The sequence below is a fragment of the Fontibacillus panacisegetis genome, assembly GCF_900102215.1.
GTDB lineage: Bacteria > Bacillota > Bacilli > Paenibacillales > Paenibacillaceae > Fontibacillus > Fontibacillus panacisegetis.
The window spans coordinates 70,899-93,185 of sequence record NZ_FNBG01000007.1; the positions used below are offsets into that span (position 1 = coordinate 70,899).

Below are 22,287 nucleotides of genomic sequence, written 5' to 3' on the forward strand. Positions count from 1 at the left end.
ACCCGCAGCAACACTTTAAAAACAAGATAGCATCTGCGGGTTTGTTTTCCAATCAAATCAGATTAGGGAGCCGTCAAGCTAATTCATTTGCTGTTATTTTTTCAAGCTATTTTGCCGCAATACACTAATCTCCTTCGATAAATCAATAAACATTTGATCTAATTTGGCATATTCCATGTCTTTAACCGTCAGCATGCTCAGCTTGCCCAGGACGTATTGACGCTCCGTTTCCAGCTTCAGAAGCTGCTGTTCATAGTCAACAGAAGTACTTTCCTTTTGACCTGGATCCCGCCGAATTCTACCTTCTTCTATCCATAGGCTTTGATCCGTCACTCGATCCACAAAGTAATTGTCATGTGAGACTACAATAAGCGTTCCGGTAAAGCTGGAAAGCGTGTTTTCAAGCTGCTCGCGTGAAGGCAAATCCAGATGATTCGTCGGTTCATCTAAGATCAGTACATCTTTATCCTCAAGAATAAACGCCATAAGCTTTAATTTAACGCGTTCACCCATGCTCATATTTTCGATTGGCTGCTGCCACTGCCTGGAGGTGAATCCAAGGTGCTTCATCGTATTTTGTACCCAGGCGCGTTCTTCAAAGGTAGTTGTGTAAAATAAAGATTCAGGCTTTGCGTGTAAAGGAAGATCAAACACACTCTGTGTAAGGTAGCCAATATTTGCAGAGGGAGACACCCACAAGGTTCCATCATAGCTTTCATGGCCAGCAATCATTTGGAGCAATGTTGTTTTACCTGCACCATTTCCTCCACGGATTGCTATTTTTTCACCATGCTTTATTGTAAAATTAGCCTTCTCAAACAATACTCGTTCATTAAATTTCTTCGATAAATCCTTTACTTCCAGAAACCTCTTTCCGACCTTCTTGTTAGCCTCAAGTGAAAATTTAACCTCAGCATCTTCGATCACACGCTCGATTTTATTTTCGGCTAATTCCTTTTCAAGCCGCTTTCGTTTGGACTTAATTTGTTGATCCGTCCTTTTTGCCTTTACACGGTAATACTCCTTGAAGCCTTCCTTTTTTGTCGATTCCCTATGGGCCTTCTCGGACCAAGACTGCAGCTCCGATATTTGTTCCTGAATTTGGCTTATCTTTTGCTGCTGCATAGCGTAATGATGTCTTTGATCCTCTCTATCCTTCTCACGTTTATTTCTATAGCTCGTATAGTTACCGTTATGAACTACCAAGCCTCCCTGCTCCAGTGACCAAATAATTTGAGCGAATCGATCAAGAAAGGCTCGATCATGGGACACCGTAATGATCGTTCCTTTAAATTGTTCCATCTGGTGCAACAGCACTTCCATACCTGCCTCATCCAGATGATTGGTCGGCTCATCCAGCAGAAGTATGTTAGCCTGAACCGCAAATGCCTCGGCTAATCGTCTCTTCAATTTTTCCCCACCGCTTAGCTCCGAGAACAGCACGTCTTTGGAAACCTGCCATTTCATCAGCAGCTTTTCCTCCAGATGATGTGAAACATGGCTGCCGAAGTCCTCTTCCTCTTGTCGGACATATTTTATTTTCAAATTGGGTTCTTCCCATCTTAGACTTCCCGAACATAATTCAAGTTCACCCGCTAAAATTTGCAGCAGCGTCGACTTTCCTGAGCCGTTACGGCCAATCAGCCCGATTCTGCCCCCTTTTTTCAGCTTGGCGCTAATCTGCTGAAATACCTCTGTATTCCCAACCCGATAAGTGGCTTCATTTAATATCGCTTGTATTGTCATTAAGTCGTCCCCCTTTATTACGCGGGAGGAAACAAAAAATCCCCCCGATGACTTCGGAAGGACTAGTCGTCACAATATTTTTTCAAATCACAATAAAATCTGCAAATATTTCGCAGACACTTATATGAAAAAATGGGCAGACTAATCCTATTTTGGTTAAACAGCAAAAATGCTATTTCTACAAAAATATGATTAGTTTTTCATCGTTCACCCATCATCCCTTCAAACAATTTGTAATTATTATAGCAGATAATCGCTAAGCCTGATACCTTATTCGGACGCAGCAAAACGAATCGCAAGTAGGTCCTTCAGATTACGTTCCATCTAGTTTTGAGGTGATTTTTCTGTAGTAACCAGTAACCGTGTATCCATTTGGTTCTTTAACCCCATCTTTCGTTAGACGAAATAGCCTAATATCTCTCATATGCTAACAACTTCCTCCAAGAACAATTAATATTCGAGAAAAATCCTCTCGACATTTCAACACTATTTTTATTTTCGTTCCCCTCAACAGAGTCACTCATTACGTCCTATAAATATAAGAATATAGCGGGATATTCAATTTATATCATCCTCTCCAATAATAGAAACAGTCACATATTATTTTAAAATATTTCCAGTGCGAGAGGAGATCTGTGAGTGTTCAAAAGAATGTACACGTTTACTACACTAGCTTTATCATTTTTGTTACTATGGTCCAGCTTGGCCAGTACAGGTTATGCCGCCGATTCTGAGCATGAGCAGCCGGATATCAAATGGTCTCGATTATTCGGAGGAACTGCTTCAGTTGGTCAATCCGTTACCCCCACATCTGATGGCGGATACGTTGCAGTAGGCAACATTCAAAAAACTTACTACACGCTGGATCATAAGAACGGTATTACGAATAACAAAGTGTATGCAATTAAAGTGGATAGTAACGGAGTTACTCAATGGGAACGCGATGTCACTAACAACTCTGTTTATAGATACGATGACACCTACGCTTATGACGTAATAGAATCATCGAATGGAAGTATTATCATTACCGGCTATACAACAGATTATGTTGGCAAACCGACGAACATTATTTACGTGACAAAGCTTGATGCAAGCGGAACTATACTATGGGATAAGGCGTATCCTCAATATTCTTCCTCCTACTACCATCTTTATGGGCAAAAAATAATTGAAACAGCAAGTGGCGATTTTGTGATTACCGGGTATGGCGCTTCATCTCCAGGATATGCTCCAGCCTATCTTCTGAAGATCAACCCTGATGGCGAAGAAATCTGGTACAGAACCTTGTGGCTGGATGACAATCAGTATTTTAATGATATCGCCGCTTCCCCTGATGGTGGAATCATCGCTGTCGGAGCCATTGATAATTTTTTTGATCCTTCTGTTAATGCTGCAATTACCGTTAAATTTAGTGAAAATGGTGAAACAGTATGGGAAAAAATCAAAAGAAATGATGGTGCTCAAAGACCTTCAGCCTTTGCGATTCACCCCGCCCGTGATGGAGGTTACATCATTACCGGTCAATTGTTTCAAAGCGTAAATTCAACCAGCTATATTCAAAAAATAAATGAAACCGGGGATGTGCTTTGGGAAAAAAACTTCGACCCCGCAGCGGGAAATGACCTTTTTACTCAAATTCAATCTGTAGATGGCGGTTACGCCTTGCTTGGACGCAACACTACTGGAAATTACCCTGCCATTACAACGAAATATCAAATCGTCATTGTAAATGAAGATGGTGAATTAAATAAAACTTATGCTTTCGGAGACTCTGACTTGAAAAGTGTAGGAAAAGGTATTGCAACCCCTGATGGTGGATACCTGGTCATAGGTACAGTGAAAAGAGGAGATTCTCATCTGCAATTGGTCAAAATAGCTGGCACTCCTGGTGGGCCTACTGATCCAGAATTAACGAGAATACAATTTTCTCCCCATCAGCTCAAGCTATCCGTCGGTCAATCGGTCGGTAGTGTTGTTAATGCAGTATATTCCGATTCTTCCGTAACAGACGTGACTTATTCTGCAATCTATGCATCTCTTGATCCGAGCATCGCTACTGTGAATTCATTTGGACAAATTACAGGGGTTCATCCTGGCAGCACTATCGTGACGGCAACCTACAGTGGACTGTCGACCACAGCTTCAATTGAAATAACAACAGTTGGAGAGCCTCTTGGACACTTCTTTTTAGATTCTGATGAATACTCTCTCTCCATCGGAACAGAGCTGGACATAGCTGCTTTCTATACTGATGAACTTGGAAGCACATCTATAGTTACATGGGATACCGACTTTAGTAGTGCTAATCCTGAAATCGCAACGATTGACGAAGAGGGGAACATCACTGGCGTTGCTCAAGGAATCACTTATATAACAGCTACCTATCATGGAATTTCTTACACAGCCAACGTCTGGGTCGTTCGTCCGTATGCGCCGCCTGCAGGCAAGTAATCCTTTTAATTTTATAAATAAAAAAGAGGGCCTGCGCCCTCTTTTTTATCCCCTTCATTCTCCCCCGCATCATACTAATTTTAAAGCTTCTCTGTTCAAGTCAATTACATTGAATCTTTTCTGATCCTGAAGCAGCTTCGCAAGTTGATCTCGACATGCTCTCCCATTAGCCACAATTTCATTTAGCTCTTCCGGCTTTATCGCAGTAACGCTAGCCATAATGATCTTGTCATTCTCAAAAATCATCGCCGAAGATCTATTCTCATGCTCAATCCCAATCAGGACCCCTACACTTTCATTTTCTGTCATGTAACGATCATCTATGTCTATGTCCCAAAACTCGCTGGATACTACTCCATATGTATTTACCGCATTATAATAAGCTCCACTTTGCGCAGCATTGCAAGCCGCTTGAAATAACAATTGAAACAACCAAGTTTTATTTAGCTGCTCCATTGGCATGTTGATTAACTCTTCGGCGTTCGATTCAACATAGAGCTCTATTCCATGGCCATTTCCCGTTTCCTCATCTTCAAAATCATCTGACAATCCATCCGTTGCAATAATAATTGTGTTTGTTGTTCTAATAACCTTATAGGCCTGTCTTAAATCCGGCCACATTGGGTAGCCCTGAAAAGCCGGATTAATAATTGGAGCTAACACGTCATCCTCTACCCGGCCAATCTTCTCCCAAAAGGATTGTCTTGCTTCGTACTTTGCAATCCTTCTTTTATCCCTTGAAGACTTAAATATATTTTTTATAAAATTCATAAGTATTCATTCTCCTTATCACTACTATATAAATACCTACCAACCCTTAAGAGATTTTATCATGACGGATTGTAAAAAAACAGCTGATCCCAAAAAACAGATATGTATTCGGATTGCCATTCCCTTCCTCCCCTTGACTTTCCTATAATAGGATAGTTTATGCTCGCCTTGCATACTAAACGAGGGAGTGAATGAATTGGAGGCAATAAGGATTAACAAATTGAATAAAACGTTTAAAAATGGAAAAAAGGCTATAAGCAATTTCAACTTAACTGTCCCACAAGGGGAAATATTTTCTTTACTTGGTCCAAATGGGGCAGGAAAATCAACTTTGATTAACATTCTAACGACTTATATATTACCTACTTCCGGCGAAATCACAATTATGGGATATGATCTGAGGAATGAAAGTCAGCGCATCCGAAACTGTATATCCTGTGTTGCTCAACATACTTCCATAGACAAGCACATGTCCCTTAAAGAGAATCTTGAGTTTCAAGGCAGACTATTCGGTCTTGATTCTTCCACGATCTATGCTCGTAGTGAGGAGTTGATTCAAACCTTCCATCTAGCAAAATATTGTGATTACAAAGTGTCGGAATATTCGGGAGGTGTAACAAGGCGGCTCGATATTGCGATGAGTCTAATATCCCACCCCAAGGTGTTATTTTTAGATGAGCCAACTGTTGGGATGGATATAGAATCAAGGCAGATTTTATGGCAAATGATTAGAACGATTCAGGAGAAATTTAACACGACAATATTTTTGACAACTCATTATTTAGAAGAAGCTCAGTTATTAAGCAACACGATTTGTATTATGAAGGAAGGACAACCTCTAATTCAAGGCAGCTTGACAGAGCTTAGACAATACTTCAATGAACCTGTCATTAGGGTGGAGCTTACCTCCGATGAGAATCCTGCAACTTTACTGGAGCATTTAAATACCCATAGCTATATCAAAAACATCAGAATCGAGGAAAACTCATTATATATTACTGTTGAAGATCGTACTCGGGATTTTGCTAGAACAAATACAATTTTAAATGAAAATTATATTGATTTTTGTGCGGTAGAAATCCAGAAACCATCATTATCCGATATTTTCATGAAATTTACTAACGAGGAGGAAGTGGAATGAGAATCTTCAGCATTGTCTCCAGAAATGTGAAATGGAGATTTAAAAACATGGAGACCATAATTATGACACTCATACAGCCACTAATTTGGCTATTACTCTTTACTACAATCTTTCAATCGGAAACGTTTATTGGGGATAACTACACAGCTTATACGCTTCCCGGGATTCTAATTCTCGTAACACTTACTTCATCAGGCATGAGTGGTATCTCAAATTACTCTTGGAAATCAGATGGCATCTTCTACAGAATATTTATTTCTCCTGTAAAAAGAAGCTCAATTGTCTTGGGCCATATTTTTGATGCCGCTATTTTAACTTTTGTAGAAGTTATCATACTATTTATAGTTTCATTTATCCTATCAGTCAAAATTGCGACAGGCATTCTCGGATTTCTGCTTATCATTGGTTTAATCTTCCTCAACGTTTTTTTTGTAGCAAGCTTATCCTATGCACTTAGTATTATTTTCAAGACAGAAAATTCCTTTTTGGCAATTGTTAACACCTTAACGCTTCCTATATTTTTTGTCAGCACCTCCTTAATGTCGTATGAGTACATTCCAGTTGGTTACAAAATCCCAGTATCGCTAAATCCTTTTACACATGTTATAAACTGCATAAGAGATCTTATTTTACAAAATCGTATTGACTGGAGTTCGATTCTAGGAACATTTCTGTTGTTTCTGATTTTGGGTGCTTTGGCATTTATACTCGCATTACATTTGTTAAAAACCAGAAATTAGAGAATAATCGGGAGGGTTACAATGCTGAGAATTAGTGATTTCTCCACACTATCACAATTGAGTATCAAAATGCTTAGGCACTATGCTGACATTGACTTGCTTCCTCCAGGCTTCATAGATGAAAGTACTGGTTATCGATATTATTATGAAAATCAATTAGCAATAGCTAACAAAATAAACATGCTGAAAAATATGGGGTTTAGTCTGCAATTAATCAAAAAAATGTTGTATGAATATGATGCAAATACCCATTTGATGAAGTTTTTGAGTTTACAGGAATTACAACTCCAAGAGGAAATGATCGAAAAACAAGAGAAAATACTATTAATTAGATCCATGATTAGACACTTGAATTCTCAGAAAGAATCCTCAAAATATACAGTGACCAAAAAGAAAATCCCTCAGCGTCAAGTGATTTATCTACGTGCACAAATCAATCGATATCAGGATGAGACTCTTTTGTGGATACAGCTCTCAACGATGGTGCACGAACAGAATATACGATTAAGCTATCCGTATTTCAGTACGACGATTTTTTATGAAGAAGATGTTCAAAATCAACATATTGATATAGAAGTCCAAAAATCCATTTCGGGGGATTATGACCATTTGCAAGCAACCAATATTAAACTTGAACAGGAGCAGACCGTAGCTTCATGCATCTATGAAGGAAATTATAACAAGCTTAGCGAAGTGAATGAAACAGTCGCTCACTGGATATTAGATAATGATTACGAGTTGTGCGGTTCCCAATTCAATATATATCATATTTCGCCTGAAGAGGCTGATGAATCTGCTAATTTATTAACTGAGATTTGCTTTCCTATAAAGAAGAAAATCCAGGATAAAAATTATTAGTGGCCAAGGAGAACGGAGAAAATTCCTGCAAAAGTGCATCCTTTATACAGATACTAAGATCCCTGACTAAAATTCATGTAAAACTGCATCCTTTTTGGAACAAAATTCAGAAATACGCCTGTTCCGATTGAAAAAGCTGCACTTTCGCAGGTTTTTACGAAAAGAAGTGATCTTCATGGGCTAAAGCCTGCGCTTTTGCAGGAATTTGCTGACGAGTGGTCACAAATAGCTGTTGCAGGTGATCCTTGCTCAGTCCAATCCTGAGTATAGATCATCTATTTTTTTGTAATATAATAAAAGAAAACAATTCAGGTGGCTTATTATGGATACTATTCTAATTATTGAAGATCACGAGGATGTTAATCTCATGCTGGGACAAGCATTAACCGATGCAGGCTATCACGTGAAATCGGCTTATTCCGGTGTGGATGGACTCCATGACATCAAGAACAATACATATGATCTGGTTCTGCTCGACATCATGCTTCCCTACAAAAGCGGTGATGAAATACTTAAGGAAGTGCGGACTTTTTCCAACGTTCCTGTCATCATCATTTCCGCAAAGGACATGGTAGGCACGAAGATTGACCTTTTGAGATTGGGAGCAGATGACTACATTACTAAACCCTTCGATTTGGGCGAGGTTGTGGCCCGTGTTGAATCTAATCTGCGGCGTTCTCATAAGCATGTACAGGTGAATCGCGTTTTACAATATAAAGATTTAACGATCGATGACACTTCAAAGCGCGTTACAATAAACGATGCTGAAATTGACCTGACAGCAAAGGAATATATGATATTGGAGATGCTGCTAAAGAACGTCGGCAAGGTTTTTACAAAAGCCAATCTCTACGAATCTGTCTGGCAGGATGAATATCTTGGTGATGACAATGCAGTTAAGACTCATATCAGCAATCTGCGCAACAAGCTAAAGAAAGCAAACCCGACTAAGGAATATATCGAAACGGTATGGGGACTTGGCTATCGCCTGCATAAAGATTGAATTATCGGTTTCCTTACACTCTTTTGGCTGCCCTTAACCTTTTCTAAACCTTTAGATCCTACACTAAAGCCAGAGAGGACAGGTGAGCGAAATGAAACAATATGTTTTAAAAACGAACAGCCTGACAAAAAGCTACAACGGTGCATATGCACTTCGTGATCTATCGATTGCTTTGGAGCCGGGCAAAATCTACGGATTAATCGGACAAAATGGTGCGGGAAAATCTACTTTAATGCGGATGGTGGCCGGACTTGCTTTTCCTACCGCTGGCAGCATTGAGCTTTTTGGCCAAAGTGGAGAAAAGGACCTGCAGGCTGAAAGAAAAAGACTGGGCTGCATGATCGAGTACCCTAGCATAACCCCTAATTTGTCAGCAAAAGATAACCTCACATTGCACCGGATTTTAAGAGGTATTCCGAGCGAAACTATCGAAAATGAGCTGCTAACATTGGTAGGCTTAAGCGACACAGGGAAAAAGAAGGCTAAAAACTTCTCGCTTGGCATGAAGCAGCGTTTAGGTATTGCCATCGCCTTGCTCGGTGATCCAGAGCTGCTGATTTTGGATGAGCCGATCAATGGACTAGACCCATTGGGTGTTGTAGAAATAAGAAATCTATTGATCAAGCTGTGCGAGGAGCGGCATATGACCATCCTCATCTCAAGCCACAACCTGCCGGAGCTTTATCAGGTTGCGACCGACTACTTAATCATCCACCAAGGCAAGCTCATGCAATCCATTACTCTTGCAGAGCTTGAAGAAAGCTGTAAGCACCATTTCCTCATTAACTGTGATCAGCCGGAAAAGCTGGTGAGCGTGTTGGAAGTGCAGCTAGATACGATTAATTATAAGGTTATGCCAGACAAAACGGTTAAGCTATACGATTATTTGGGTGAACAGGAATTCGTGGCTAAAACCCTTTATGAAAATGGGATTGCTGTTTCGAATTTTTCTATCCAGGGAGATACGCTAGAGGACTACTTCATTTCGGTTATAGGAGGTGGTCTGAATGGTTAATCTGATCAGGGCTGATCTATTCAAGCTTCGCAAATCAATGGCATTTAAAATCCTAGTCGGAATCACCACCGCAAGTGCCTTGCTTATGGTGATGATGGCGTATTGGATACCACAGGGCAAGATCGAGGCCAGCATGACCGGAATCGGATTCATGTTCTCTGATGTAAACATGATCAGCATTCTTGGTGCTGTGATCGCAGGTATATTTATTTGTGGCGATTTCGATACAAAAACTATCCATGATGCTATTACAACCGGGCATAGCAGGGGTACTGTCATCGTTAGTAAGGCCATTGTATTCGGTTGTGCCGTAGCCTTCATTCTGCTTCCTTACGCTATCATTACAGGGATTGCTCTTGGCTCCGGTTCCAAGTTTAATATGGGCTCCGTCGCTGTAGGATTTCTGCATTTATTAACTTCTGAGGCCGGTACAGTCTTTTCTGCATCAGAGATCTGGAAGTTGCTAGCGATCATGATGACCCTGATCATCGTATATGTGGCCCAGCTTAGTATCTGTGTACCACTTGCCTTTGTTTTAAAGAAGCCTGTTCTTGTGGTTGCTATATATTATGGGTTCTCAATTCTCACTGCGCAGTTGATGGGAATCGCTAATAGCTCCCCAATGTTCGACCGTATATTTTCCTGCACACCATACGGAGGGAATTACACCTTTTTGACATTGGATGCGGTCGCGGGAGATTTCATCAAGGCAATAGCTGTAAGTCTAGCATTTATTATTCTGATTCTTGCTGTCACATTCGCTCTATTCAGAAAATCGGAAATGAAGTAAATCGAAGGGTTGGTGAGGACGTTGGTCATTGCCGTTGGTTTTTTAGTCGTAGTTGTTATAGTTCTCGTTCTATACATCGCCTATCTCCAGCTGCAGCTGCGCAGTATCAACCGGCAGCTTGATAAGCGTCTGACCAGAAATACACGACAACCGATCAGTCTGGAACTCATCAACCGTGAGCTAACCCGATTAACAGCAAATATCAACAAATGCCTAAAGGCGGAGGAAAACCTCCGTCTTGATAGCATTCGGGAGGAAAAACAGTTTAAAGAAATGATCGCGAACATCTCGCATGATCTGCGAACACCGCTTACAGCAATCAAGGGATATCAGCAGCTTATGGAAACCAACGAGCTACCCGACGAGCAGCGAAAAAAGCTGCAAATTGCCCAAAAGCATGCCAATAAGCTAGGAGCCCTGATTGAACATTTCTTCGAGTACTCCTATCTTGTCAACGCCGAACCAAAGCCTAAGCTGGAGCGTATCAACTTGACGAACCTCGTCACGGAATGCCTCGCGGAATCTATTACCGAATTTGAAAGGAAAAATTTACAGGTACGTGTTGAGGAAGATGATTCTGTATTTGTTCTTGCCGATAAAGAAATGCTAGTAAGAATCATCCAAAACCTGATTCGGAATAGTGCAACCCATGCCGCTGGAGACCTTGAGGTACGAGTATTTACTATACAAAATAACAATGCAGTCGTTTCATTCAGAAATCCCGTAACAAGTCCAGCTGAAATAGATATCAACCGGATTTTTGATCGTTTCTATACCGCAGATCAATCAAGAGGCGCGACTACAGGTCTAGGCTTATCTATTGTCAGGCTGCTGACCGAGCAACTGGGCGGCAGCACCAGCGCAGCACTGCAGAACGGATGCATAGAGATTCAAGTTGAGCTTCCCACGTAAAAAGACCGTCTCGCAAGTAGAAGATCTACTTCCAAGTCGGTCTTTTGTGATACTTGTTCACTCTTTCCTCTCCTTAATCATTTCGAGGAACTCCAGAATGATATCGGAAACAGCATCTTCTTCCGACGTATGAATGAATTTGCTAACTCTCATAATATCGCCTTTAAAAAGCTCTATGAGCTTTAATGTAGATTCCGCATCATTCTGTCTGGCCTGCTGCAGTAGTTTTAGGAACTCATCATCCGGGATAACTCTTGGATCATTTTCCGCTTCCATTTGTTCACCCCTTGTTGACTCATATTTAGCTCAAGGGCTACTTCACGCTCCGTCTTGTCCTGCATATAAATTTTATAAATTATAGTTCGTCCTGTACTGGAAGGAAGTGCATTGATCATTTGTCTAATGACAATCTTGTTGTCAGAAGATGAAGCGAAGCTGGTTGTGGCTGGCTCGATTCCATTGAATGAACATTCCCGTCTTTTGACAACCTTGGCTTTGTACTGAACCCTCCAAGCGATTCGGTATACTTCTCTACGATATTGCTCATATGCAGTTTGCTGTTCCTTCATAACTACCTCCCCCTTCCATATTCATCTTCTATGTATAGGGAAAAAATCAAGGTAGTCATACAACCATTTCCACTGTTATTAAACCTATAATAACATTTTTTCTAAAAAATGGTTGTCATATGTAGAGTTTTTTTTCTCTATATAGTGAAAGGAACTTTCAAAGAAAGGTGGTCACGCACATGCAGGTCACAGATATTGTATCGATGGTTGCCAATGTAGGCTTTCCCGTCACACTTTGTTTTATATTAATTAAGTACGTCCTGCAAAATGTCGACGAAAAGCTTAGCAAGATGGAAGATTCATTGCAAAACTTGGCCCAGGAGATTCAGCGACTTGATGAATCTAATACAGAAATCAAATCTACAAACCATGCCAAACAGCATCAAGCCAAATAATCAGTTATGTCAGAGGAGTCGCACCCTTGGATAAATTATATGACGTTATCTCTTGCTTTAGAACTTCTCAAAAGGATAACGTAGCCCCCATTGCGTCCTAGTCTGATCCAACAGTCTCATAATATCAAGCGACTCCTTAAGTTTCATTACCGGACTCTCTTTAAGCCCTTCAATAAGACATCTTCCTACCTCTTCTGCTTCATAAGCGTACCCTTCCGCCTTGCGATCATCACGGAAAATCTCTTCACCCTCGCCATATACTTGCAGAGTAGCCTTTGTACTGTTTATGAAAGAAGGAACATGAATAACACCCTTCGTACCATGGATATGCACACCATTGCTCAGTTCAAGTCGAACCGCACCATGCAGTGACGCTGTTCTTCCTTCGCCATAATCCAGCAAAAGCGAGAAATGTTCGTCCACTCCGGTCTCCCCGATCTGAACAGTGCTCATTATATGAGCAGGCTCCGCACCAAACAGCATGGACGCAAACGATACAGGGTAGATTCCTATATCCAGCAAGGCACCTCCTCCAAGCTCCGGATTAAACAGTCTTCCTTGCGGGTTCCAGTCGCTGCGGAATCCAAATTCCGCTTTAATTAACTTCACTTGTCCAATTCGCCCCGATTCCAACCACTCTCTTACTTTAATAATAGGCGGTAAAAATCGTGTCCACATCGCTTCCATCAGGAACACGTTATTCTTCCTGGCAAGAGCAATCAATTCTTCAAGCTCGGCACTATTAACGGTAAAAGGTTTTTCACACAGCACCGCTTTTCCAGCACGTAAAGCCGATGCAACATTGTCTTTATGAAAAGGATGCGGGGTTGCCACATAGACCGCTTCTACGTCTGGGTCAGCTAACAGTGCATCATAGCTGCCATAAGACCGTGGGAGGTTATATTTTGCGGCAAATTGTGCAGCGCTTTGAGAATTGCGTGATCCTACGGCCACCCCTTCACCATTGCTCACATAAGGCAAATCCTTGGCAAACTTCTCTGCGATCGTACCTGTCCCGATAATTCCCCATTTTATTTTTCGATCAGTCACAATCATCTCTGCCCCTCATCCTTAAATTTATTGAAATCGAGATTAAATGGCTCCTACAGCCTTTAACCATGCTTCTGCAATCAGCCCATGACCTGCTGGAGAAGGATGAACACCGTCCGGAGTCCAAAATGCAGGATCAGCTTTAGTAGACGCCTCCGCGAACAGACCATCCAGCGGAACAAGCACAGCTCCGAATTCTCGTGCAAGCTCACGAACTACATGAATTTTCGGGTCCAAATCAGCACGCCATAATTTACGATCTTCTGGAACTGGCAGGACAAATGGCTCCATCATGATCAATTTTACGTCTAATTTATCAGTTGCACGCTGAAGCAAATCGCGATATCTAGCCTCATATTGTTCTACTGGCGTGTTCTCGTTATTATCGAATCTGCGCCAAGTGTCATTAATTCCAATCATAATGGACAGCACATTTGGTTTTAACTCCAGACAATCTTTATCCCAGCGTTCCAGTAAATCAATTGTCCTATTGCCACCGATTCCTCGATTCAAGAAAGTAATATTTTTTTCAGGATACAAATGCCCCACTCGCGAGGCAACCATCAAAGAATAACCTACCCCTAGCGAAGCGCCATCCTCACGGTTGCGTCCCCAATCTGTTATACTATCACCTTGAAAAAGAACCACATCATTGTCATTAAGCAACATTCTATCTTCCGCCTCCCTATTAGATTAACCTGACTATATAATTATACTTGAATATCATGTCATCCTAAATATCATCAGGATTTTCTCTATGGTATAATTTCTGTGACATATGAACATACGAAACCTAAAGCGGAGGCTAATGATGCTTACATTTGAACAAAAGCTTTCTATATTTGATTCCTTTCCTCAACTGGAGCGCAGAGATGTATCACTCGGGCGAGTAAATTACCATTATGAACAAAGTGTTTATGACAAAAAAACAGTGGTCTATCGCCTTCATCCGAACGGAAATGGATACGTCTACGCAGGATTGCTGGAAGGTTATGAAGTTGACCCAAAAGGATTCGTTAACATTCGAGATTACGATGAGGAAAAACTACGCGACCTTGTTGAAAAATCTATTTCTTCCCTATCCGTTAATGAAAATATGGAGCGTAACTCAAGGGATGCTTCTTCCGAGTCGCCACAGCCAAGTCTAAACATTCAAACACAAGGAGGCGTTTGGGTAAACGCCAACGGTGAGCAATTAACGCTTAAATATGAAGATGACCTCTGGTATATTTACTCCGGGATCAGCATTGAGATGGTGTTTGAAACTCGCGAAGAGGCTGGTGAATATTTGGCTGAAGAAGGTTTCAACCCGCAAAAATAAATTAGATGATACTTTGTACTTTACGCAGTCCTGTATGTCAGGGCTGCGTTTTTCGTTTTGTCTAACCTGACATTTAAAATTTTATTTAATTTTTTAAAAAAATAATTGCATTTAGACACAAAATGTTCAATAATTGATATAGACACAAAAGACACAAAATGTTCACAATTATCAAAAAATCATCAACAGCCAAAGGAGCTGATTCTGATGTGGGAACCTGGAAGCAGCAAATACAAAAGTAATATTTTCGGTTTGTTCATTGCGCTGGGCATTTTCTACGCAGTGTTCTATATCGTCTTCATATTGTCTACAGTACAAAATTAACAACTCATTTTTGCAACCGTTATCTTTTGAAACATACCCATAAAATAACAAATTGAGATTAGGGCTGTTCCTTGTCATGTATGACTGCGGACTGCCCTTTTTATTCGTGTTCATTCCTGAAAAACAAGGTTTACCGCTATAATGAAAAGTGACAAGCATCCTGGCTCTGTCATTAGAAAGGACGGTCTATTTTGAAAAACCTATTAGTTACCGGTTATCGGGCTCATGAGCTCGGAATATATAATAATAAGCACCGTGGCATTCCATATATTCGGCAGTCTATCACCAATCGGTTAATTCCTCTAATTGAAGACGGACTGGAATGGGTCATTACCCCTGGTCAGTATGGAGTTGATCTATGGGCTATTGAAGCTGCCATCAGCCTTAAAGAGCACTACCCCCATTTGAAATGTTCGATCATCACTGCTTTCAGCCATCAGGAAGAGCAATGGAATGAAGAGAAGCAGCATTATTATCGGGAACTTATCAGACAAGTCGATTATTATGGTGCAGTCAGCAAGGAAAAGTATATTGGAAGCTGGCAATTTATCGCTCGTGATGAGCTTCTTTTTCGCAAAACCGAAGGTATTCTTCTGGTGTATGATGAGGATGCGGGTGAAGCCAGCCCCAAGTACTTCAAACAGCGTGCATTTAAAAAGCAAGCAAACGAACAGTATGATGTGTATACGATCGGTTCTGAAGAAATTCAATTTCTTGCGGATGAAGCTCACTCGAATTCTGAAGTATTTTATGAATGATTTGTACGAAATGAGCTGCTAAATGCAAACGTTTGTCCGATCATTATTTATTTTGTGAACAAAAATTTAAAAAAACCGCAGTTTTTTTTAGATCTTGTCATATTTTTTTATGATTTGATAGCCAATTCTACGATTTGTGTGCTAAAATATTCCTAGAAATCGCTTACACATTGGTATGCTATTTTTCGATGGACAAACGTTTGCACAAATCTATGTTTCTTTCGGAAATGTAATGCCAATGTCGTACTAGGAAATGATATTGAGGAGGACTTATCTAAAATGAGTGAGAAGAAACTGCCTACAGTAGCTTATTTCAGCATGGAGTACGGACTGCATTCCGATTTTAAAATGTATGCCGGGGGTCTTGGAATTTTGGCTGGTGACTACATTAAGGGTGCTAAAGATATTGAAGCACCTCTCGTAGCAATCGGTATTAAATGGAAACAAGGTTACACTGATCAAAGAATCGATGGAAATGGTAAACCTTATGACACTTACCACAATTATGTTTACGATTTCCTCGAAGATACTGGTGTTAAAGTAACCGTAAAAGTTAGAAACTTAGATGTTATTTGTAAAGTATGGAAAACCGAACAATTTGGCAATGCGCCTCTTTATTTGCTTGATACAGATATTCCTGAGAACAGTGATACTTGGATTACTGGTCAATTGTATGGATGGTTTGGTGAAGAGCGTATCGCACAAGAAATCGTTCTTGGTATCGGTGGCGTAAAAGCTATGCGTGCTCTGCAAATCCCAATTGACGTTTACCACTTTAATGAAGGACACGCAGCTCTTGCTGCAACTGAGTTGATTCGTGAGAAAATGTCTTCCCGCAAGACGTTTGAAGAAGCTTGGAATGAGACAAGAGAAGAAGTTGTGTTCACTACACATACACCTATTAAAGAAGGTAATGAGACTCATCCAATCGACAAACTTGAGTACATGTCTGCATTCAACGGTCTGACTCGCGACCAAATGGAGCGTATCGGTGGAAATCCTTTCAATATGACAATTGCAGGTCTTCGCCTCTCCCGTATTTCTAACGGTGTTGCTGAGCTGCATGCTGATACATCCAATAAAATGTGGAAAGAAGTTGCCGGTCGTTCCGAAATTATCGGAATTACTAATGCGATCCACACACCAACTTGGGTGGACGAAAGAATTACTAAAGCTTACAAAGAAAACGGCGATATTTGGGCTGTTCACAATGAAGTTAAAGGCGAGTTGATCGACTTCATCAAGGAACGTACTGGTATTGAGCTTAACAAGGACAATCTGTTGATCGGGTTCTCCCGTCGCGCAGCTCCATACAAACGCAGTGACTTGATCTTCTCGAAGCCTGAAGTAATCGAGCCATATTTGAAATCCGGTAAAATCCAAATCGTATTCTCCGGTAAAGCTCATCCACTTGATGACGTAGGTAAGAAAATCGTTAGCAACCTCGTTGACATGATGAAGAAATATCCGAAGAGTGTTGTTTTCCTTGAAAACTACGATATGACAATCGGTGCTCAGCTTACTCGTGGATCTGACATCTGGCTCAACAACCCGCGTAGACCGCTTGAAGCAAGTGGTACTTCCGGTATGAAGGCAGCTATGAACGGCGTTCTGAACTGCTCCGTACTTGATGGTTGGTGGCCAGAGGCTTGCATCGACGGCGAAAACGGCTGGCAAATCGGTGATGGCTTCGAAACAACTGATTTCGAAGTATTGGACCGTCACGATAGCGATGCGTTGTACGATGTATTGCTTAACAAAGTAGTGCCAACTTATTATGAGAACAATGCAAAATGGGTTCAAATGATGAGAAAGAGTATCGAAACAACTTCTGAGTTCTTTGCTACTAAACGTATGCTCGACGAGTACTACAACAAGATGTATATTAAAGCTTAGGAACTTGTCCATCTCATAACAAAAGGCTGATTCCTCATCGGAATCAGCCTTTTTATGCTGAACAGCAAGTCTCTAAATTAATCATAAGGATTACAGCATGAAAAGAACGATCCTTTTAACCATTCTGGCCTTTCTGTGTCTCATCCCATCCAGCTTTGCCGCTTCTACGGTCAAAAACTATGTATTGGTAGACACGAAGAGCAGCCAGGCATTTATTCCCGTCCGATTGCTGAGCGAATTTACGGATACTGTGGTTTCATTAAATGCCGCAGAGAAGAAAATTCAAATTACAAGAGGAGAAACCCTGCTTACCCTTTTCACGAATCAAGCTACTGCCTACAACAACGAAGAAAAGGTAACGCTCAAGCAAGTGCCTTTTGCTGAAAACGGAACTACATATGTCCCCTTGCAGTGGATTAGCGAATCACTCGGATTATCTGTCAAGTGGGATAAAGACGCCTCATCCTTACATATTTCATACAATGATGACAGTGTATCCGTACCTTTCATTACGCGCGGAAGCATACAAGCAGCAGCTTCCCCTATAGTCAGTGAACGAAAAACTTACAAAGTTGGCTCTAAATCATTTTCAGTTCAAAAGGTGACCATCTCTCTGCTGCATCCTAAAATTGAGCTTGACGTAGCTCTAGCAGGTAACACCATCGGCAAGGTTGAGGACCTAAGCAGCATAGCCAAACGAAATAAAGCGATTGTAGCCATTAACGGTACATACTTTGATGCCTACACGAAAAATGATTTTAAAACACCGTACGGATATATTGTGAGCAAGGGTGAGATTAAAAAAGTAAATCCCACAGAAAACAGAACCATTTTTACCTATGATAAAAATTCGCTTGCTGCACTAATATATGGGCAGGATTTTACGGAAAAGTATGAGCAAGGATCAATTGAAGGTGGGCTTCAGGCTGGGCCAAGATTGCTAGTCAATGGAAAAGTATCTCTCGATGTCAAAAACGAAGGCTTCCGTGATCCGAAAATTTTAACTGGCGGCGGAGCCCGAAGTGCCCTTGGAATTACACGAGACCATAAGCTGATCCTGCTTACAACGAGTGGAGCGACCATTCCGCAGTTGGCTGAAATTATGAAGCAGGCCGGAGCATATCAAGCCATGAATCTGGATGGCGGTGCATCTAGTGGACTTTACCATAATGGCAAATACCTAACGACACCTGGACGTAAAATCAGCAACGCGATTGTCGTGAAGTACCAGTAGTGTGTTAGTATGGGCGTTGGTTCAACTCAGGTTTAAAGCCTGCTAAAGTGCAGTTTTTTTCATCAAAATTCCGGATTTAGAGCAAAAGCCTGCTTAACTGCAGCAATTCTGGTGTATAACAGCTAAAATCGCTTTTCACCGGGTTAAAGGATGCATTTTCGCATTAAAATTGTGCAGAGTCTGCTGGAAGTTGTAGAAAACTGCATTTATGCAGCAATTTCTCATGTATGTTCAACCAAAATCCCATCAATAAACTAATATACCAAAATAATGGATTTTCTATTATAATAGAAGTATGAGACGAGGAACGTCCCGCTACATTCTTAAATGAATGGAACCGGGGCGTTCTTTTATTTTGGAGGGATGTTAACAATGAACTTTGAGGATTCACATGATGCATTTATCCAGTACCATTTGATGAAAAGAACGGGGGAACGGAGAGGTCGTTTAGGACGGGGACATCGGGAGGCTGAGAAGTTGTTTTGTCAGAATGTATGGTGGCCCCTTCGTGGTAACTTCGATGGCTTACACCCTGAATTTGAGGTGCTCGATTGGCGAGGCATGTCCTATTTTTGTGATTTTGTCTGGCTGAAACAACCCCTAAAACTGGTTATTGAAATCAAAGGATTTGGCCCGCATGTTCGGGATATGGATCGGCAAAAATACTGCAACGAGCTTAATCGTGAAACCTTTTTATCCTCCATGGGCTATCAGGTGATTTCATTCGCTTACGACGACGTTGCGCATCGGCCGGAGATTTGTATCACGCTTCTGCGTATGGTACTTGGTCGCTTTCAATCGTCCTCTTCACCTATCAGTCTAGAAAGTTTAATAGAACGAGAGATTATCCGACTTGCATATACACTATCCCGCCCATTACGTCCCATCGATGTAAAGACTCACTTGGATATCAATCATCGTACTGCCGTTCGAACACTACAATCTCTCGCGTCAAAAGGAATCTTCTCTTCGACACCTGGTATAAAAGGCAAACATGTTGTCCGCTATGAGCTTCAGCAATGTGCGTTACAACTGCTGTAATGAGTAAATTGACCGTGTGCTACAAAAAATCCGGATAGCTACTCCCAAAAACTGCAGAAAATACATCTTTTGCTCCATTCATATCATCGTCAATCTAAATTGCTGCAAAAGTGCATCTTTCAACTTATAAATTTTAGATTCCACACAAAATAAAGCAAAAAGCCTGCACTTTCGCAGGTTTTTTGCTTTATTCGACTATCTTTAGTTAAAAAAAATGTACTTTTGCACGTTTTTGTCATTCGCCACCAAACTGGTGACTAGAGGATCAGAGTTTGGGGCACTACCGCAGATCTGCCGGATATTCAACTCCGATCTGACGTCTGGCTTCTTCCATGATTTCAGCCACAACGAGGGAGCTAGCGTGCGAATTCACACTGCACTCTCTTTGTCCTGATTGCACTAACTCAATAAACTCTCTCGCTTCATAAAACATGGATTCCTGCATTTGCGGCTGTCTCAAATCCTCAATCGTCCCATCTCGATAATAGATTTTGACATCGTATGGCTGATTTATCTTGTCAATAACAAGCGTTCCGTTCTCACCTTGAATTTCAGCTGGGAGGTAGGAATCGGATATTTTGGAGTACATAACAATAGCGTCCATATCCTCATATCGCATGATGATACTACCCTCCCCATCAACGCCTGATGAGAGCTTAATTCCAGTCGCCTGAATTGACTCCGGTCTACCGAATAATGTTACCATCGGATACAGACAATATGTACCCAAATCCATTAGCGCACCATTTGAAAATGTAGGATTAAATGCATTCAACACAGTACCTTCAAGAAAAGCATCATAACGTGATGAGTATTGACAGTAGCTTGCAAAATACCGTCTAATTCTTCCTAATTTGTACAGATTGTTTTTGATCACACGAAAATTCGGCATAAGCGTGGATTTCATAGCTTCCATAAGCAGCACATTATTCGCTTTTGCCGCTTCGATCATTTTCTTGGTTTCGAATACATTCGAACCAATTGGCTTTTCACATAAAACATGCTTACCATGATTCATACAAATGATAGCTTGTTCCATATGAAAGGAATTCGGACTAGCGATATACACAGCGTCTACCTTGTCGCTTGACACCATTTCCTCCAAATTCGTATATACATCAACATCATGATATTTGGCAGCAAAATCCTGACCTTTCTCTTTTGTTCGAGAGTATATTGCTGTCAAAGTAAATTGCTCTGTCTCCTCCGCAGCCTGAATAAAGCGTTCCGTGATCCAATTCGTTCCGATAATTCCGAATCGTAGCACTACCGACTCAACCCCTTCACTCAATTTCTTTCTTCTCTTTATAGTATTTTCTCTTAAATGACATCATATGTCCACTTCTCAATGTAAATAACCGCCCGGATGGCTTCGTCCAGGCGGTTCATTCACTATATCATGTTGGTACTTGTGCTATGAGTGGCTGCCTTTTCCTGTAGCATGTATTCCCTCAATTTCCGATCTGCAGTTCCACTGCTGACTGAGATCACCTTGTCAACCAGCAGCTTGGGAAATGATTTCTTCTCATACTGTTGTTTGCTGGAATGGTGAATGATTTCATACAAAAGCCCCACTTGCCCCTTGCCTCCTTTCTGATGATGAACTAAGATGCGCATGACGTTATAAAATCACATGAACAGCGTTTGCACTGTACTTCTCTATATATGCAGATCATGGCTATTATTATTCCGCTGAAGCTCTCTCCACACCGTTTTATTGCTAAATTGCCTATTTGAGCTGATATCTTCACCAAACCAATAGGGAATATGAAATTCCGCAGCTTCTTGCTCCGACGTAAATTCAACCTCCAATACAATAAAATCAATTTGGTGGTATTGATCCATTTCTACCGTGATGCCCTCCCATTGCGCTGTTGTCCGCGTTTTAATCAAAGGGGTAAAATTAAAGGCACTGAATATTTGCTCATATATTTCACCCGAAATCGAGTACTCGACTTCCTCACGGACAAGTCCATTTCCGTTTTTAAAAGTATGTGTATACGTGACATCTCCGGAGAGTTTATCCACGATTTTTCTCACTCGCAATTCCTGATCCTCATCCATTGCTATGTAAGTCTGATCGATCACTTGCTCTGATATAACCTTAAGTTGACCTTCCTTTATTAACTGTTCCGGGAATTCTTTAAGCAGAAATTTACGTTCAATTTCAAGTGACATATCGATTATCCTCCTTAATCTTTAAGCAAACATTCAGTAGCCTTTCAAGTGTCATTAAGTATGACCCTCTAAACTACATCTATAACATTCATTA

At 41.0% G+C, this 22,287-nt stretch carries 23 protein-coding genes; 14 read left to right on the forward strand and 9 right to left on the reverse strand.

The window, feature by feature from the left end; all coding sequences use genetic code 11:
- Positions 1–93: 93 nt before the first annotated feature.
- Positions 94–1,746, reverse strand: a complete 1,653-nt coding sequence (gene abc-f, locus BLS49_RS08275) for a ribosomal protection-like ABC-F family protein (protein ID WP_091228295.1) — start codon at positions 1,744–1,746, stop codon at positions 94–96.
- Between the two features lie 639 nt (positions 1,747–2,385).
- On the opposite strand from abc-f, the gene BLS49_RS08280 reads away from it, so the two are divergent.
- On the forward strand, positions 2,386–4,197 hold the full coding sequence (locus tag BLS49_RS08280) for an Ig-like domain-containing protein (protein WP_091228296.1): 1,812 nt from the start codon (positions 2,386–2,388) through the stop codon (positions 4,195–4,197).
- Positions 4,198–4,266: 69 nt separating this feature from the next.
- Here BLS49_RS08280 and BLS49_RS08285 read toward each other — a convergent pair whose 3' ends face one another.
- Positions 4,267–4,968 (reverse strand): suppressor of fused domain protein, encoded by a 702-nt coding sequence (locus tag BLS49_RS08285; RefSeq protein WP_091228297.1) that lies wholly within the window; start codon positions 4,966–4,968, stop codon positions 4,267–4,269.
- Between the two features lie 196 nt (positions 4,969–5,164).
- Here BLS49_RS08285 and BLS49_RS08290 point away from each other — a divergent pair, with 196 nt between their 5' ends.
- From BLS49_RS08290 to BLS49_RS08320, 7 genes are all read left to right on the forward strand, one after another.
- Positions 5,165–6,109, forward strand: a complete 945-nt coding sequence (locus BLS49_RS08290; protein ID WP_091228299.1) for an ABC transporter ATP-binding protein — start codon at positions 5,165–5,167, stop codon at positions 6,107–6,109.
- Complete coding sequence (locus tag BLS49_RS08295; RefSeq protein WP_091228301.1) at positions 6,106–6,849, forward strand: ABC transporter permease; 744 nt, start codon at positions 6,106–6,108, stop codon at positions 6,847–6,849. Before BLS49_RS08290 ends, BLS49_RS08295 begins: the two co-directional genes overlap by 4 nt.
- 21 nt (positions 6,850–6,870) lie before the next feature.
- Entirely contained in the window at positions 6,871–7,707 is an 837-nt protein-coding gene (locus tag BLS49_RS08300; protein ID WP_091228303.1) for a MerR family transcriptional regulator, read from the forward strand.
- A gap of 322 nt (positions 7,708–8,029) precedes the next feature.
- On the forward strand, positions 8,030–8,710 hold the full coding sequence (locus BLS49_RS08305; RefSeq protein WP_091228305.1) for a response regulator transcription factor: 681 nt from the start codon (positions 8,030–8,032) through the stop codon (positions 8,708–8,710).
- 91 nt (positions 8,711–8,801) lie between these two features.
- On the forward strand, positions 8,802–9,725 hold the full coding sequence (locus BLS49_RS08310) for an ABC transporter ATP-binding protein (RefSeq protein WP_091228307.1): 924 nt from the start codon (positions 8,802–8,804) through the stop codon (positions 9,723–9,725).
- A complete protein-coding gene (locus BLS49_RS08315) occupies positions 9,718–10,515 on the forward strand; it encodes an ABC-2 transporter permease (protein WP_091228309.1) in 798 nt (265 codons plus the stop codon). Before BLS49_RS08310 ends, BLS49_RS08315 begins: the two co-directional genes overlap by 8 nt.
- 12 nt (positions 10,516–10,527) lie before the next feature.
- Complete coding sequence (locus BLS49_RS08320; RefSeq protein WP_091228311.1) at positions 10,528–11,427, forward strand: sensor histidine kinase; 900 nt, start codon at positions 10,528–10,530, stop codon at positions 11,425–11,427.
- Between the two features lie 57 nt (positions 11,428–11,484).
- Here BLS49_RS08320 and BLS49_RS08325 read toward each other — a convergent pair whose 3' ends face one another.
- Both BLS49_RS08325 and BLS49_RS08330 read right to left on the reverse strand, forming a co-directional pair.
- On the reverse strand, positions 11,485–11,703 hold the full coding sequence (locus BLS49_RS08325) for a hypothetical protein (protein WP_091228313.1): 219 nt from the start codon (positions 11,701–11,703) through the stop codon (positions 11,485–11,487).
- Positions 11,655–11,996, reverse strand: a complete 342-nt coding sequence (locus BLS49_RS08330; RefSeq protein ID WP_091228315.1) for a hypothetical protein — start codon at positions 11,994–11,996, stop codon at positions 11,655–11,657. Before BLS49_RS08330 ends, BLS49_RS08325 begins: the two co-directional genes overlap by 49 nt.
- A 179-nt stretch (positions 11,997–12,175) precedes the next feature.
- On the opposite strand from BLS49_RS08330, the gene BLS49_RS08335 reads away from it, so the two are divergent.
- Positions 12,176–12,391: a hypothetical protein gene (locus BLS49_RS08335; RefSeq protein WP_091228317.1), complete on the forward strand. Its 216-nt coding sequence runs from the start codon at positions 12,176–12,178 to the stop codon at positions 12,389–12,391.
- A 57-nt stretch (positions 12,392–12,448) separates the two neighbouring features.
- Here the strand turns inward: BLS49_RS08335 and BLS49_RS08340 are convergent, their stop codons facing one another.
- The gene (locus BLS49_RS08340) at positions 12,449–13,447 is read right to left on the reverse strand and encodes a Gfo/Idh/MocA family protein (RefSeq protein WP_091228318.1); all 999 of its coding nucleotides are present in this window, start codon (positions 13,445–13,447) and stop codon (positions 12,449–12,451) included.
- A gap of 36 nt (positions 13,448–13,483) precedes the next feature.
- The gene (locus BLS49_RS08345; protein WP_091228321.1) at positions 13,484–14,110 is read right to left on the reverse strand and encodes an SGNH/GDSL hydrolase family protein; all 627 of its coding nucleotides are present in this window, start codon (positions 14,108–14,110) and stop codon (positions 13,484–13,486) included.
- 142 nt (positions 14,111–14,252) lie between these two features.
- On the opposite strand from BLS49_RS08345, the gene BLS49_RS08350 reads away from it, so the two are divergent.
- The 5 genes from BLS49_RS08350 (at position 14,253) to BLS49_RS08370 (ending at position 20,015) form a co-directional block, all read left to right on the forward strand.
- The gene (locus BLS49_RS08350; RefSeq protein ID WP_091228322.1) at positions 14,253–14,762 is read left to right on the forward strand and encodes a hypothetical protein; all 510 of its coding nucleotides are present in this window, start codon (positions 14,253–14,255) and stop codon (positions 14,760–14,762) included.
- A gap of 515 nt (positions 14,763–15,277) precedes the next feature.
- Positions 15,278–15,844: an SLOG family protein gene (locus tag BLS49_RS08355; protein ID WP_091228324.1), complete on the forward strand. Its 567-nt coding sequence runs from the start codon at positions 15,278–15,280 to the stop codon at positions 15,842–15,844.
- A 279-nt stretch (positions 15,845–16,123) separates the two neighbouring features.
- Complete coding sequence (gene glgP / locus BLS49_RS08360) at positions 16,124–17,740, forward strand: alpha-glucan family phosphorylase (RefSeq protein WP_091228325.1); 1,617 nt, start codon at positions 16,124–16,126, stop codon at positions 17,738–17,740.
- A gap of 97 nt (positions 17,741–17,837) precedes the next feature.
- Entirely contained in the window at positions 17,838–18,974 is a 1,137-nt protein-coding gene (locus BLS49_RS08365) for a phosphodiester glycosidase family protein (protein WP_091228327.1), read from the forward strand.
- A gap of 363 nt (positions 18,975–19,337) precedes the next feature.
- The gene (locus BLS49_RS08370; protein ID WP_425432131.1) at positions 19,338–20,015 is read left to right on the forward strand and encodes a DUF559 domain-containing protein; all 678 of its coding nucleotides are present in this window, start codon (positions 19,338–19,340) and stop codon (positions 20,013–20,015) included.
- 280 nt (positions 20,016–20,295) lie between these two features.
- Here BLS49_RS08370 and BLS49_RS08375 read toward each other — a convergent pair whose 3' ends face one another.
- From BLS49_RS08375 to BLS49_RS08385, 3 genes are all read right to left on the reverse strand, one after another.
- Positions 20,296–21,282, reverse strand: coding sequence for a Gfo/Idh/MocA family protein (locus BLS49_RS08375; RefSeq protein ID WP_091228482.1), 987 nt, complete (start codon positions 21,280–21,282; stop codon positions 20,296–20,298).
- Positions 21,283–21,407: 125 nt separating this feature from the next.
- The gene (locus BLS49_RS08380) at positions 21,408–21,590 is read right to left on the reverse strand and encodes a hypothetical protein (protein ID WP_091228331.1); all 183 of its coding nucleotides are present in this window, start codon (positions 21,588–21,590) and stop codon (positions 21,408–21,410) included.
- An 84-nt stretch (positions 21,591–21,674) separates the two neighbouring features.
- Positions 21,675–22,193 (reverse strand): CYTH domain-containing protein, encoded by a 519-nt coding sequence (locus tag BLS49_RS08385; RefSeq protein ID WP_091228333.1) that lies wholly within the window; start codon positions 22,191–22,193, stop codon positions 21,675–21,677.
- Between the last annotated feature and the right edge of the window lie 94 nt (positions 22,194–22,287).